Source organism: Burkholderia pyrrocinia (assembly GCF_001028665.1).
GTDB lineage: Bacteria > Pseudomonadota > Gammaproteobacteria > Burkholderiales > Burkholderiaceae > Burkholderia > Burkholderia pyrrocinia.
Genome location: NZ_CP011503.1, coordinates 897,845 through 911,508 on the forward strand (window position 1 = coordinate 897,845; position 13,664 = coordinate 911,508).

The 13,664-nt window shown below is 68.4% G+C and carries 11 protein-coding genes; 2 read left to right on the forward strand and 9 right to left on the reverse strand.

All coding sequences use genetic code 11. The annotated features are described in order from the left end of the window. Nucleotides 1-88: 88 nt before the first annotated feature. The 7 genes from ABD05_RS04165 to ABD05_RS04195 form a co-directional block, all read right to left on the reverse strand. Nucleotides 89-823 carry a GntR family transcriptional regulator gene (locus ABD05_RS04165; RefSeq protein WP_047899075.1) on the reverse strand — a complete coding sequence of 245 codons (735 nt, stop codon included), beginning with the start codon at nt 821-823 and terminating at the stop codon, nt 89-91. 327 nt (nt 824-1,150) lie between these two features. Beyond that, entirely contained in the window at nt 1,151-4,369 is a 3,219-nt protein-coding gene (locus ABD05_RS04170) for an error-prone DNA polymerase (protein ID WP_047899076.1), read from the reverse strand. A gap of 6 nt (nt 4,370-4,375) precedes the next feature. After that, nucleotides 4,376-5,863, reverse strand: coding sequence for a Y-family DNA polymerase (locus ABD05_RS04175; protein WP_047899077.1), 1,488 nt, complete (start codon nt 5,861-5,863; stop codon nt 4,376-4,378). Continuing rightward, complete coding sequence (gene imuA, locus ABD05_RS04180) at nt 5,796-6,503, reverse strand: translesion DNA synthesis-associated protein ImuA (RefSeq protein ID WP_047899078.1); 708 nt, start codon at nt 6,501-6,503, stop codon at nt 5,796-5,798. The genes ABD05_RS04175 and imuA overlap by 68 nt, the downstream gene beginning before the upstream one ends. 293 nt (nt 6,504-6,796) lie before the next feature. Continuing rightward, nucleotides 6,797-7,591 (reverse strand): ABC transporter ATP-binding protein, encoded by a 795-nt coding sequence (locus tag ABD05_RS04185; RefSeq protein WP_047899079.1) that lies wholly within the window; start codon nt 7,589-7,591, stop codon nt 6,797-6,799. A gap of 1 nt (nt 7,592) precedes the next feature. After that, the gene (locus ABD05_RS04190; protein WP_047899080.1) at nt 7,593-8,489 is read right to left on the reverse strand and encodes an ABC transporter permease; all 897 of its coding nucleotides are present in this window, start codon (nt 8,487-8,489) and stop codon (nt 7,593-7,595) included. Between the two features lie 139 nt (nt 8,490-8,628). Further along, a complete protein-coding gene (locus ABD05_RS04195; protein ID WP_047899081.1) occupies nt 8,629-9,594 on the reverse strand; it encodes an ABC transporter substrate-binding protein in 966 nt (321 codons plus the stop codon). Between the two features lie 332 nt (nt 9,595-9,926). On the opposite strand from ABD05_RS04195, the gene ABD05_RS04200 reads away from it, so the two are divergent. Further along, nucleotides 9,927-10,235: a VF_A0006 family four-cysteine protein gene (locus ABD05_RS04200; RefSeq protein ID WP_047899082.1), complete on the forward strand. Its 309-nt coding sequence runs from the start codon at nt 9,927-9,929 to the stop codon at nt 10,233-10,235. A gap of 110 nt (nt 10,236-10,345) precedes the next feature. On the opposite strand, the gene ABD05_RS04205 is transcribed toward ABD05_RS04200, so the two are convergent. Together ABD05_RS04205 and ABD05_RS04210 are read right to left on the reverse strand one after the other, a co-directional pair. Beyond that, entirely contained in the window at nt 10,346-11,161 is an 816-nt protein-coding gene (locus ABD05_RS04205; protein WP_047899083.1) for a MetQ/NlpA family ABC transporter substrate-binding protein, read from the reverse strand. A 208-nt stretch (nt 11,162-11,369) separates the two neighbouring features. After that, nucleotides 11,370-13,007: a methyl-accepting chemotaxis protein gene (locus ABD05_RS04210; protein ID WP_047901072.1), complete on the reverse strand. Its 1,638-nt coding sequence runs from the start codon at nt 13,005-13,007 to the stop codon at nt 11,370-11,372. A gap of 243 nt (nt 13,008-13,250) precedes the next feature. Between ABD05_RS04210 and ABD05_RS04215 the strand changes: the two genes are divergently transcribed. Then, complete coding sequence (locus ABD05_RS04215) at nt 13,251-13,541, forward strand: YciI family protein (RefSeq protein WP_047899084.1); 291 nt, start codon at nt 13,251-13,253, stop codon at nt 13,539-13,541. Nucleotides 13,542-13,664 lie beyond the last annotated feature (123 nt).

Here is a 13,664-nt window from a genome sequence, read left to right on the forward strand (position 1 = left end):
GTGACGCGGGCATCCGCGTCGTGATTTGCAAATTCGTGTCGTTGCTTCGCGCCCATCGCGTTGCTTGGCGCGCGGGCAGTCTCGCGCGTCAGCGTTTCAGTTCGGCGACGAAGTCGTAATAGTCGTCGCGGCAATACGATTCGGTCACTTCGATCGCGCGCTGATCGGCACCGTAGCCGATGCGCGTGATCACGAGGAGCGCCGCGCCCGGCTTCACCGCCATCCATTTCGCGATCTCGCGCGTCGCGTTCACCGCGCGAAAGTGCTGCAGCGCGCGCACGACGACCATGCCGCGCGCTTCCAGGTATTCGTACAGCGACGCGCCGAGCGCCTGCGGATCCGGCACCACCGCGGCCGGCAGCGTCGAATGCTCGACGGCCATCACGATGCCGTCCGCGCGGCGCAGCCGTTCGAGCCGAGCAACGGTCGCGCCCGGCGCGAGGCCGAGATGCACGATCTCGTCGCGGCTCGCGGCGCGCAACTTGCGCGACAGCCACACCGAATCGGGCATGAAGCCGCGCTGCTGCATCTTCGCGGTGAAGCCGACGAGACGCGACAGCGGATCGGCGACGCGCGGCGTGATGAAGCTGCCCGCACCGCGCGCCCGCGTGATCAGCCCCTGCTCGACCAGCAGCGCGAGGGCGCGGCGGGCCGTGATCCGCGATACGCCGACCGACACCGACAGCAGCCGCTCCGACGGCAGCGCCTCGCCGGCCCGCCACGCGCCGCCGTGAATCGCGCTCGCCAGGTTGCGGGCGAGCTGCAGATAAAGCGGGGTGTCGCTGAGGGGATCGGGCGCCAGTTCGGACCAGCCGGTTTCCATGTGCCTCCGGGTGTCGGACGACGACCTCGGGCCGTCGAAAGTGAACGCATTATATAACCACCATAATACCAGTCAACGAACTGGTATTAGAGGCGCAAAAATCGCCGGGAGCCTTGCTGCGCAAGCGTTTTAGTGCCGGGAAATCCTTTGTTTACAACGCAGTGCGGGATAGGGATTTACCCGGAGTGGTATGCAAGGGGACAGTTCCTGTGCACGTTTTAGCCAGGTTTCGGGTTCGAATATGAGACCGGAATAGAACCAGTTGAGCCGACTGGTATGCATCGTCTCGCGAAGCGCCGCGCGTGCCGGCGGCACGCATCGGTGGCGTCAGTGGAACTCGCGGCTCGACGTGCGCAGGCCGCCGAGCAGCGGCGTCAGATCCTCGAAATGCTGCGCGACGAGGTGCCTCACGTCGCTCACGACCTGCCACACGCCGGATGCCGCGAGCAGCCGCGAATCGAGGGTTTCGCGGCGCTGCCGCGCGAGCAGTTCGGGCCGGACGATCACGTTCACGCAGCCCGTTTCGTCCTCGAGCGTCATGAACATCACGCCTTTCGCGGTGCCCGGCATCTGCCGCGCGGTCACGAGCCCGCACGCGCGTGCGAGCCGGCCGTCGGGGCGGTCGCGCAGTTCGGCCGCGGACGACAGCCGCTGCGCGCGCAGCGCGGGCCGCAGCAATGCGACCGGGTGGCGGTTCAGCGTGAGGCCGGTGGTGTGATAGTCGGCGAGGATGTCGTCGGCCTCCGACGGCGCGCCGAGCGTGGGCTTCTCCGCTTCGTCGATCGGCGCGACGGCGAGCAGGTCGCGCTCCGGCGCCGCGGCGACGGCTTGCCACAGCGCGTCGCGGCGATGGCCGGCCAACGTCGCGAGCGCGTTCGCGGCGGCGAGCGCTTCGAGGTCGCGGCGTTCGAGCTGCGCGCGGCGGGCCAATGTGTCGACGTTCTCGAACGGGCCGGCCGTGCGCGCGATTTCGATGCGCCGCGCGGCCGCCTCGCCGAGACCGCGCACGAGCGACAGGCCGAGCCGCACAGCCGGCTGGCCGTGTGGAGGCAGCTGATCGGGCAGCGCTTCGAGCGACGCTTCCCAGCCGCTTTGCGTCACATCGACCGGCAGGACCTGCACGCCGTGGCGCTTCGCGTCCTGCACGAGTTGCGACGGCGGGTAGAAGCCCATCGGCTGGCTGTTCAGCAATGCGGCGAGGAAAATCGCCGGTTCGTGGCATTTGAGCCAGCTGCTGGCGTAGGCCAACTTGGCGAAACTCGCCGCGTGGCTCTCGGGGAAACCGTATTCGCCGAAGCCCTTGATCTGCTCGAAGATCTGCTCGGCGAATTCGCGTGTGTAGCCGCGTTCGAGCATGCCGTGGACGATCTTGTCGTGATACTTCTCGAGGTTGCCCTTGCGCTTCCATGCGGCCATCGCGCGACGCAGTTCATCCGCTTCGCCGGGGGTGAAACCCGCGGCGACGATCGCGATCTGCATGACCTGCTCCTGGAAGATCGGCACGCCAAGCGTACGAACGAGCACCTCCCTGAGTGCCTCGCTCGGATACGTCACCTCGCCCTCTTCCTCGCCAGCAATGATCCTGCGCCGCTTCAGGTACGGATGCACCGCGCCGCCCTGGATCGGCCCCGGCCGAACGATCGATACCTGGATCACGAGATCGTAGTAGTTGCGCGGCCGCAGACGCGGCAGCATCGACATCTGTGCGCGCGATTCGATCTGGAACACGCCGACCGTGTCGGCGCGGCAGATCATGTCGTAGGTCGTTTCATCCTTTTGAGGAATGTTTTTCAGCGTGAACGGTTTTCCGTCGCGCAGCGGCGGCCCGCGCCACGAGGTAACCATATCGAACGCGCGATGCAGCGCCGACAGCATGCCGAGCGCGAGCACGTCGACCTTCATCAGCTTGAGCGATTCGAGATCGTCTTTATCCCACTGGATCACGCGACGCCCGTCCATTGCAGCGTTCTCGACCGGCACGAGCCGCGTGAGCTTGCCTCGGCTGATCACGAAGCCGCCCGAGTGCTGCGACAGGTGGCGCGGAAAGTTGAGCAAGCGCCCCGACAATTCGGCCCATGCGCGAATCATCGGCGTCGCCGGGTCGAGCCCGGTCGTCGCGAATTGCTGCAACAGGTCACGGCTGCCGTCGAACCAGCGATGCCCCTTCGCGACTCGGTCGATCAGCATCGGATCGACACCGAGCGCCTTGCCGGTTTCGCGCAGCACGCCGCGCGGACGATAGGTCGAAACGGCCGCCGCGAGTGCCGCGCGATCCTTGCCGTATTTCTTGTAGATATGCTGAATGACTTCTTCCCGGCTCTGATGCTCGAAGTCGACGTCGATATCGGGCGGCTCGCCGCGCTCCACGCTGATGAAGCGCTCGAACAGCATCGTGCTCTGTTCGGGATTCACCTCGGTGATGCCAAGGCAGAAACAGACGACCGAGTTCGCTGCCGAACCGCGTCCCTGGCACAGGATGTTCTGGCTGCGCGCATATTTGACGATGTCGTAGACGGTCAGGAAGAACGGCTCGTAGTTCAGCTTTGCGATCAGGCCGAGTTCATACCGGATCTGCGTTGCCACCTTGGGCGGCACACCGTTCCGATAACGACGGAATACGCCGGCCCACGTTTCCTGTTTCAGGAAACTGGTCGGCGTATGCCCGCGCGGCACGAGTTCGAGTGGATATTCATACTTCAACTCGTCGAGAGAGAAATCGCACGCATCGAGAATCGCGCACGTCTCCGTGATCTCGTCCGACGAAAACAACTTCGCGATCCGCCCGCGCGAACGCAGGTGCTGTTCCGCATTCGGTGCGAGCGCATAGCCGCATTCCGACACCGGCATCCCGACGCGAATCGCCGTCATCACATCCTGCAGCGCCTTGCACGAGCGCCGGTGCATTGTCACGTCGCCGAGCGCAACGACGCGTACACCACGTCGCTCGCCCGCCGCACGAATCTCCTCGCGTTGCACACCGTCCAGCGCGCGCTGCAGTTGCACGAGCCCGAGCCGGGCCCGCTCGCCGAATGTCGCGCGAAACCATGCAACCTGCGCATCGAGTACATCCGCACGCACCGGATACGTGGGCACGAGAACCGCGAAGCAATCGGGCATGCCACGCAAGTGCGCAAACTCCTCGGGCGGCACCGACAGCATCCGCGACGTCAGCCGGTACGTACCCTTCGGCGACGCCATTCGCCGCCACGAAATCAGCTCGGACAGGTTGCCGTAGCCCTCGCGGTTCTGCGCGAGCAGCACGAGCCCGAACGCGCCGGGGCCCGGATCGTGGCCCGGTGCGACTTCATCCGGCGTGACTTCGAAATACGAACCGATGACGAGCGGCAGCCCTTTCGCCTTCGCCGCGACATGCATCCGCGGCGCACCTGCGAGCGAACATTCGTCGGTGATCGCGATCCCGCGATAGCCGAGTTCGAACGCACGCTCGACCAGTTCCTCCGCATGCGACGCGCCATGCAGGAACGAGAAGTTCGAACGGCAGAACAACTCCGCGTAATCGGGCAGCCAACTGAATTCCGCAGCCATCACCACTCACCCGAACAGGCCGTGCAGGAACCAGCGCGGCTCGGACTCGCTCCCCGCTCGCTCCCTGAACACCCAGTAGCACGCACCGGCTTCATCTTGCGCAACGTGGTAATCGCGCGCGGCAAGCTGACCATCGAACCACCCTGCCTCGATCCGCTCGGGCGACGACATCATCCTGAGCGGCGTATGAAATACCGGCCGCTCCCCGCGCATCAGCAACGGCAGCGGCTCGGCCAGCAGCCATGCGGGACGCGGCGGCACGGCCGGCGGACCACCGGCCGGCTTGCCGGCCTGCGCATCGAGCGGCAGCCAGCGGTTCGCGGCCTCGGGCCGGTGATCGGCGACGGGCGCCGCGCGCAGTACGTTCTCCCCGCCGAGCCGCGCGACCAGCAGCTCGAACAGCCGCGCACGCGTCTCGCGCGTGCCGCCCGGCTCGGGAAACAGATCGTCGGCCGGCGGCGCGACCGATTCGACGCGCGTGGCCTTCAGACGCACCGCGATCACCGCGGCCGGCAACTCGACGCGCGCGAGCCGCTCGCCGAGCAGCCGCATGAAGTGCGCCTCGTCGCGCACGGGTGCGGCGAACCCGAGTTCGAGCGGCGTCGGCGGCACGGCCTGGCGGCCGCGCTCGTGCTCGAGATCGAACGTCATCGCGGCCAGCGACAGTTGCCGCGCGGCCAGCCAGCCGCAGAGCTGCACGACGAGCCGCCCCGCGGCGAACAGCACGGCTTCCGCGTATTCGACACGCTCCGGCAATTCGAGCCGCACGTCGAACACGGGCGGCACCGCCATCCACGCAAGCGGCTCGACTGCATCGCCGTACGCGCGATCGAGCGCGGCCAGCAGCGCGGGACCGCAGCGGCGCTGCAGCCCCGCGCGCGGCAAGCGGCGCAGATCGGCGAGCGTGCGGCAACCGAGGCCGTCGAACCAGCCCGCATACGGACGCGCATCGGGCAGCAGCACGCACGGCAGCCCATCGAGCGCGCGAACCAGCGACGCAGGGGCGGCCACCCGGCGCCGGATCCGCGCGCGGGCCGAGACACGCGCGAGCAGCCACGCACCGCGCCCGGTCGGCGCGGCGGACAAGCGCGCCGCATAACCGAGCGCCGCGAGCGTCGCACGCACCTGGCGGCACAGCGACGGCAAGCCGCTGAACAGGCGCAGGCTCGGGCCGACGTCGACGATCAGCGTGGCTTCGTCGTCGAGCGCGACGCATGGCGAGAAGCGCAGCAACGCGAGCGCGACCGCGCGCAGCGCATCGGCCTCGCGCGCGGGATCGCGTTCGACGAGCTGCGTCTCGGGTGCGAGCGTCAGCACGCCGCCGCGCTTCATGCCCGCGCGCACGCCTTGCCGGCGCGCGGCTGCATCGGCGATCAGCACGACGCCCTGCTCGAGCACCGCGCAGCCGGCGCCGCCGGCCGCTGCGTCAGACGGCTGCGGGGCGCACACGTCGAGCGGCAGGCGCGGCAGATGGATGCCGAGCAAGACGCGCATAACGACTCTCCACGATGGGCGACGGCAGGTCGAGCACGAGCGGCTCGCCGCGCGCAGGCCCGCGACGCTTGACGATATCGAGCGACACGCCGCCCGGCACGGGATACAGCGCGACGCGCAGCACGGCCGGCGACGGCTGCCGCGCAGCCGACAGCGGGCGCAGCATCACGAACAGCGTGTCGCCCGTGCGCGCGGCCGCGAGATGCAGGCGCCGCAGCGCATCGGGCCGCGGATCCTGCCAGAGCAGCAGCGCGCCGCAACAGCCGGTCTTGAGCGCCTGCTCGGCGGCCCACAACGCATCCGTGCGGCTGCCGGCGCGCAGCCACAGCAACGCGTCGGCCGGCACGCCGAGACTGGCGAGCGCGGTCGCATGCGGAGATTGCGGCGGCGCGACGAGCGCGAGCGGACGCCGGGCGCTGACGGTGCGCGCGAGCGCGGGCGCAAGCAGCCGCATCTCGCCGCAGCCTGGCTGCGCGGCCAGCAGTTCGACGAGCCCGCCGACCGGCCAGCCGCCGCCCGGCAGCTCGGCGGACAGCGGCGCGAAGCCGGTGTCGATCGTGCGCGGACCGCCGCGTGCGAGCTGCGAGCCGCGCCAGAGCGATGGATGAAGGGATTCGGGAGAAATGGAGGATGCGAGCATGACGCCACCCACAACTGTATGGATATACAGTATATGGCAATGCGCTCGCATCGCACAGCGCCGGTGCGAAACCGGTTTTTGTCAGAGGAAAACAGGGGGAAAACCGGCGCGCCCGTCATGTTACGGCGCGCCGGATCGGGCGTGGCCGGATCGTGCCGCCCGAACGCCCGCCACAACCATCCGGCCCGTTGCGACGCACGCGCGCCGAATCGCCCGGCCGGATCGGCATGCCAACCTTCACGCAAACCGGCACGATGCAGCACCCCGCACCGCGCCGGCCCGCCTGCCGCCCGTCAGCCGAGCAACAACGCGTCGTCGTCGAGCTGCTCGTGCCGCACCCTCTCGAACATCTGCAGCAGGTCCGGCACGTCGAGCCCCTTGCGCGCGTCGCCCGACACGTCGAGCACGACCTGCCCCTGGTGCAGCATCACCGTGCGGTCGCCGTAGTCGAGCGCCTGCCGCATGCTGTGCGTGACCATCATCGTCGTCAGCTTGCTCTCGGCGACGATGCGCGCGGTCAGTTCCAGCACGAACGCGGCCGTCTTCGGGTCGAGCGCGGCCGTGTGCTCGTCGAGCAGCAGGATCCGCGACGGCCGCAGCGACGCCATCAGCAGGCTCACGGCCTGCCGCTGGCCGCCCGACAACAGCCCGATCCGGTCGGTCAGCCGGTTCTCGAGGCCGAGGTTCAAAAGCCGCAGCTTGTCGCGGAACAGCTCGCGCGACGGACGATCGAGCGCAGCCCGGAAGCTGCGCCGCACGCCGCGCGCCGTCGCGAGCGCCATGTTCTCCTCGATCGTCAGCGCCTCGCAGGTGCCGGCCATCGGATCCTGGAACACGCGCGCGACGAGGTGCGCACGGTCCCACGCGGGCTGGCGCGTGACGTCCGCGCCGTCGATCGAGATGCGGCCCGAATCGACGCGCTGGTCGCCGCTGACCGCATTGAGGAAGGTCGACTTGCCCGCGCCGTTCGAGCCGATCACCGCGACGAACTGGCCGTCGGGAATCTCGAGCGACAGCCCGCGCAGCGCGCGTGTCTCGATCGGCGTGCCGGGATTGAACGTGAGTTTCAGGTCTTGTGCGGACAGCATGTCATGCCCCTCCGTTCTTGCGCGCGAACAGCTTCTTGCGCGTCGCCGGCAGCACCAGCGCGATCGTGACGAGCGCGGCCGTCACGAGGTTCAGGTCCTGCGCCTTCAGGCCGATGAATTCGCTGTTCAGCGCAAGCGCGATGAAGAAGCGGTAGACGATCGCGCCGAGCACGACGGCGAGCGTCGTCAGCACGAGCCGGCGCGCGGGCAGCAGCGTCTCGCCGATGATCACCGCGGCCAGCCCGATCACGATCGTGCCGATCCCCATCGAGATGTCCGCGCCGCCCTGCGTCTGCGCGAACAGCGCGCCGGCGAGCGCGACGAGCGCGTTCGACAGCGCCATCCCGGCGAGCGTCGCGCGGCCGGTCGCGATGCCTTGTGCACGCGCCATCCGCGGGTTCGCGCCGGTCGCGCGCATCGCGAGGCCGAGCTGCGACGAGAAGAACCAGTCGAGGCCGAGCTTCGCGACCACGACGACGATCGCGAGCAGCGCCGGGCGCAGCACGTAGTCGGGCATCCAGTCGGGCTGCAGCACGGTGAACAGCGTCGGCTCGGTGATAAGCGGCACGTTCGGCCGGCCCATGATCCGCAGGTTCACCGAATAGAGCGCGATCATCATCAGGATGCTGGCGAGCAGATCCATGATCTTCAGGCGCACGTTGAGCCAGCCCGTGATGAAGCCGGCCAGCGCGCCCGCGACGATCGCGAACGCCGTCGCGGAGAACGGGTCGTAGCCGGCCGAGATCAGCGTCGCGGCAACGGCGCCGCCGAGCGGAAAACTGCCGTCGACGGTGAGGTCGGGGAAGTTGAGGATGCGAAACGAGATCAGCACCCCGAGGGCGACGAGACTGAAGATCAGGCCGATCTCCAGCGCGCCCAGAAACGAGAACAGAGACATGATGGGGAAATCCTGTTGCTTCCCGGCCGGACGTGTACGGCCGGGCGAAGCGAACGGGCGGCCCCGGGTGGGAGCCGCCCGTCCGGCGATGTCGTTCAGGCCCGGATCGGGCCTGCAAGCGCGGCGGTCGGGCCGCGGCTTACTTGATGACCGTCTTCGCTTCCTTCACGAGATCCGGCGACAGCGTGACGCCCTGCTTCGCGGCCGCGCCCGTGTTCGCGAACAGCTCGAGGTTGCTGCTCGTCTCCGACGCGATCGCGCCCGGCTTCTCGCCCTTCAGGATGCGCGCGACCACCTTGCCCGTCTGGCGGCCGAGGTCGCCGTAGTTGATGCCGAGCGCCGCGATGCCGCCGCGCTTCACGCTGTCGGTGTCGCCGGCGACGAGCGGGATCTTCGCTTCGTTCGCGACCTTCACGAGCGCTTCGTACGCGGACACGACGTTGTTGTCGGTGTTCGTGTAGATCACGTCGACCTTGCCGATCAGGCTCTTCGCGGCCGGGCCGATGTCGACGGTGCGCGGTGCGGCCGCTTCCTTCAGCGTCATCCCCTGCTTCGCGAGGATCTCCTTGAGCGCCTGAACGACGACGACCGAGTTCGCCTCGCCCGGGTTGTAGACCATGCCGACCGTCTTCGCATTCGGCACGACGCGCTTGATCAGCGCGACCTGGCGATCGAGCGGCAGCTTGTCGGACACGCCCGTCACGTTGGTGCCCGACGGGCCCCAGCCCTTCACCAGTTGCGCGGCGACCGGATCGGTGACACCCGAATAGACGACCGGCACGCTCTTCGTCGCCGCGACGACCGACTGCGCGGCCGGCGTCGCGATCGCGACGATCACGTCGGGCTTGTCGCCGACGAACTTGCGTGCGATCTGCGCGGCCGTGCCCGTGTTGCCCTGCGCGCTCTGGTATTCCCACTTGAGCTTGTCGTCGCCGTAGCCTTCCGCCTTCAGTTCGGCGCGCACGCCGTCGCGGATCGCGTCGAGCGCCGGATGGTCGACGATCGACAGCACCTTGACGGTCTGCGCGTGCGCGGCGCCTGCCAGCGCGAGTGCGGCCACGCCGGCCGTGATCGAACTGATCGCGAAAGTCTTGAATCGCTTCATGGATGAGTCTCCCCCGTATTGTGTCGGTTCTGGATGATGGATTCCCGCCGCCGTCAGGCGGGCACCGCCGCGCGTAAAACCCGGCGGCGGCCGGCCCGCGCGCACCCCGGGAAGGTGCGTAGCGGCGAACGCACGAGGATACCATTTCCGCAGACCACCGCCTGACTCCGCGCTTTCGCCCGGCGCGCCGGATTGCGCTGCCCGCCGGTGCCCGCGACCGCGCGCGAAGCCCGGCCGGCGGCGGCTCCCGCCGGCATCGGCGCAACGCATCAGCCGCGTTGACGGCTTTACGTTATGCTGTCGCCGACCCAGGCGACACCATCGGAGGGCACATGAAACGGGGAGTCCGTGCAATCGCATTCGCCGCCGTCGCGCTGGCGCTGCCGGGCGCGGCATTCGCGCTGACCGACGGCTACGCGCAATATGACGAGTGCATGCTCGGCGCGCTGCGCGAAAGCCGCAACGGCGCCGCGGCCCAGCTGATCCAGCGCTCCTGCGACGCGCTGTACCGCAACAACGCGATGCTGCTGCCGCGCGAGCGGCGCTTTCACGAGTGCGTCGTGCAGTCGCTGCCGGGTGTGCGCGACAACTATGCGATCCAGCAGATCATGGCGATCTGCTCGCGGCGCGGCGACATGTGAGCCGGCGCTGAACGCGGCGCACCGCGCGGCCGTCCACCGGCCGCGCCAATGAAAAAAGGCCTGCGCGATGCAGGCCCTTTTCGTTCAGCGGTCCGACCGGTGCGCGGCGTTCAGAACGACGCGACCATCGAGCCCTTGAACTGCTTCTTGATGAACTCCCTCACTTCCGGCGACTGGTACGCCTTGACCAGCTTCTTCACCCACGGCTGGTCCTTGTCCTTCGCGCGCACGGCGATCAGGTTCGCGTACGGGCTCGTCAGCGCTTCGAGCGCGATCGCGTCCTTGGTCGGCTGCAGGTTCGCGGCCAGCGCGTAGTTCGTGTTGATCACGGCCGCGTCGACGTCCGACAGCACGCGCGGCAGTTGCGCGGCGTCGAGTTCGGAGATCTTCAGCTTCTTCGGGTTCTCGGCGATGTCGAGCACCGTCGCGTTGTTGCCGCCCGTGCCGGCGCCCGACTTCAGCTTGATCACGCCTTGCGTCTGCAGCAGCAGCAGCGCGCGGTTCTCGTTCGACGGATCGTTCGGCACCGCGAGCTTCGCGCCTTGCGGCAGGTCCTTCAGCGACTTGAACTTCTTCGAGTACACGCCGATCGGCGAGATGTAGGTCAGGCCCGCGCTGACGATCTTGTAGCCGCGCTGCTTCACCTGGCTGTCGAGGTAGGGCTGGTGCTGGAAGCTGTTCGCGTCGAGGTCGCCCGAGTCGAGCGCCGCGTTCGGCTGCACGTAGTCGTTGAACTCGATGACCTTCACGTTCAGGCCTTCCTTCTCCTTCGCGACCTTCTGCACGAACTGCCACACTTCCGAATCCGGGCCGGCGACCGTGCCGACCTTGATCACCTTGTCCTCGGCGTGCACGCCCGCCGACAGCGTCAGCGCTGCACCGGTGGCCAGCACGGAAAATACCTTCAGGAGACTGCGACGCTTCATCTGTTTCTCGCTTTCTTGCTTACTGGAAATAGGGCGCGATACGGGTAAGCCCCGACTCGCAGGAAGGCGCAAATGGTGTCACAGGATCGGCGGGAAGTGAAATACATCCCGCTCATATGGGTATGCACCGCAGCGGTGCTGGCGGCGGAGGCGCGACTCGGCCGTTAGTTGTGTTTTTCCTATCGCTGATCGGCCTCGGCCGTACGCGTCACGCCACCGCTGCCTCGTCGGCCGCCTTCGTGCCGAACGCGGGCTCGACCGCCCGTTCGCCGGCCCGGCGCGGCGACACGCCGCCGGCATCGCCGACCCGGAACGCGCCGATCGCGTCGCGCAGCCGCGCGGCCTGTTCCTGCAGCGACGCGGCGGCCGCGGTGGCCTCCTCGACGAGCGCCGCGTTCTGCTGCGTCACCTGGTCCATCTGCGTGACTGCGCGCCCGACCTGCGTGATGCCGCTCGCCTGCTCCTCGGACGCGGCCGCGATCTCGCCCATGATGTCGGTCACGCGCGCGACGGCCTGCAGGATCTCGCCCATCGTCGTGCCGGCCTGGCCGACCAGCGTCGAACCGTTGCGTACGCGCTCGACCGACGCGACGATCAGCTCGCGGATCTCCTTCGCGGCCGTCGCGCTGCGCTGCGCGAGCGAGCGCACTTCGCCCGCGACCACCGCGAAGCCGCGGCCCTGCTCGCCCGCGCGCGCGGCCTCGACCGCCGCGTTCAGCGCGAGGATGTTGGTCTGGAACGCGATGCCCTCGATCACGCCGATGATGTCGGCGATCTTGCGCGAGCTGTCGTCGATCTCGCCCATCGTGCCGATCACGCGGTTTACGACGTCGCTCCCCGTGCGCGCGATGTCCGATGCGTTGTTCGCGAGCCCGCTCGCCTGCCGCGCGTTGTCGGCGTTCTGCTTCACCGTCGCGGTCAGCTGCTCCATGCTCGCGGCCGTTTCTTCCAGCGACGCGGCCTGCTCCTCGGTGCGCTGCGACAGGTCGTCATTGCCGGCCGAGATCTCGCGGCTCGCCGACGCGATCGATTCGGCCGACTGGCGAATCCCGCCGATCGTCGCCTGCAGCCGCGCCTGCATGTCGCGCATCGCGGCCATCATGCTCGTGCGGTCGCCCGCGCGCACGGGCACCGGCTGCGTCAGGTCGCCCTGCGCGATGCGCGTCGCGAGCGCGGCCGCTTCGTCGGGCTCGCCGCCGAGGCTGGCGCGCACGTTGCGAATGATCACCAGCATCGCCGCGCTGATCACGAAGCCGATCACGAACACGACAGCGAGGTGGCCGAGCAGCGTCCGGTAGTAGAGGGTGTCGATGTCCTTCAGGAAGACGCCGCTCGAGATGTTCCAGTCCCACGGCGCAAAACGCGTGACGTAGCTGATCTTCGGCACCGCGGTCTCGCTGTGCGGCAGCCGCCCGCGATATGCGGCGAAGCCGCTGCCGGTCGACTTCGCGGCATTCAGGATCGTGACGAACAGCGGCTTGCCGTCCGGATCGAGATAGTCGCCGACCTGCGTGCCGACCAGCTTCGGCAGCGTCGGATGCATCAGCACGACCGGCTTCGAGTCCATCACGAACACGTAGCCCGAATCGCCGTAGCGCATCGCGGCAAGGCTCGCGAGCGCGTCGCGCTTCGCGTCGGCCTCGGGCAGCGTGCCGCCTTGTGCGAGCGCGTGATACGACTTCACGATGCCGACCGCCGAGTCGACGAGATTCGCGATGCCGGCCTTGCGTTCGGCGAGCATCGTCGCGCGCGTCTCGTAGGCGCTCCAGGCGCCGACGCCCAGGAGACCGATCCATACCAGCGCAAGCGCGAGCCACAGCTTGCGGTTCAAACTCATTCTGCTCATCTGCGTGCCTTTGTCGATGTCGATGCACACGATGCGCGCGACCGGCCTGCCGCGCGCAAACGGTTGCCCTTGCATTTACGGCAACGAGGCTTACAACTTGAATACACGCCGGTGCGGCGAACCGGCGGCCGACACGCAGCCGCCGCCCCGCAACGCACCCGCCGGCGCGACAGCCCGCATCCGCTGTGCTACAAAGGCCGGCTGGCCGGCGCGCGAAGCGCCGGCGCCACTCCGGGGCCATCCATGTACGTCATCGACATCCACTACACGGCATCGCTCGAGCGCATCGACGACGCGCTCGAACGCCACCGTGCGTATCTGCAGCCGCTGCTCGACAAGGGCATCTTCATCGCGGCGGGGCCGAAGGTGCCGCGCGAAGGCGGCGTGATCCTCGCGGCCCGCATCGATCGCGACGAACTCGACGCGATCCTGAAGACCGACCCGTTCGTCACCGAGGGGCTCGCGACGTATCGCGTGACGGAATTCCGGATCACGCGCGCCGCATCCGGCTTCAACGTGCCGGCGCTGCCGTAACGCGGCACCTGCGCGGCACGCACGCGCGTGCCGACGCGCCGCCCGGCGGGCAGCGCATGCAAACGACAAGGGGAAGAGTGAATACGTGACGGCGCGACACGGCCGTCACGCGAAACGCCGGGC

Coding starts and splice junctions, on each gene's coding strand:
- ABD05_RS04165 (WP_047899075.1), bottom strand. CDS start 823: ATGGAAACCGGCTGGTCCGAACTGGCGCCCGATCCCCTCAGCGACACC.
- ABD05_RS04170 (WP_047899076.1), bottom strand. CDS start 4,369: ATGGCTGCGGAATTCAGTTGGCTGCCCGATTACGCGGAGTTGTTCTGC.
- ABD05_RS04175 (WP_047899077.1), bottom strand. CDS start 5,863: ATGCGCGTCTTGCTCGGCATCCATCTGCCGCGCCTGCCGCTCGACGTG.
- imuA (WP_047899078.1), bottom strand. CDS start 6,503: ATGCTCGCATCCTCCATTTCTCCCGAATCCCTTCATCCATCGCTCTGG.
- ABD05_RS04185 (WP_047899079.1), bottom strand. CDS start 7,591: ATGCTGTCCGCACAAGACCTGAAACTCACGTTCAATCCCGGCACGCCG.
- ABD05_RS04190 (WP_047899080.1), bottom strand. CDS start 8,489: ATGTCTCTGTTCTCGTTTCTGGGCGCGCTGGAGATCGGCCTGATCTTC.
- ABD05_RS04195 (WP_047899081.1), bottom strand. CDS start 9,594: ATGAAGCGATTCAAGACTTTCGCGATCAGTTCGATCACGGCCGGCGTG.
- ABD05_RS04200 (WP_047899082.1), top strand. CDS start 9,927: ATGAAACGGGGAGTCCGTGCAATCGCATTCGCCGCCGTCGCGCTGGCG.
- ABD05_RS04205 (WP_047899083.1), bottom strand. CDS start 11,161: ATGAAGCGTCGCAGTCTCCTGAAGGTATTTTCCGTGCTGGCCACCGGT.
- ABD05_RS04210 (WP_047901072.1), bottom strand. CDS start 13,007: ATGAGCAGAATGAGTTTGAACCGCAAGCTGTGGCTCGCGCTTGCGCTG.
- ABD05_RS04215 (WP_047899084.1), top strand. CDS start 13,251: ATGTACGTCATCGACATCCACTACACGGCATCGCTCGAGCGCATCGAC.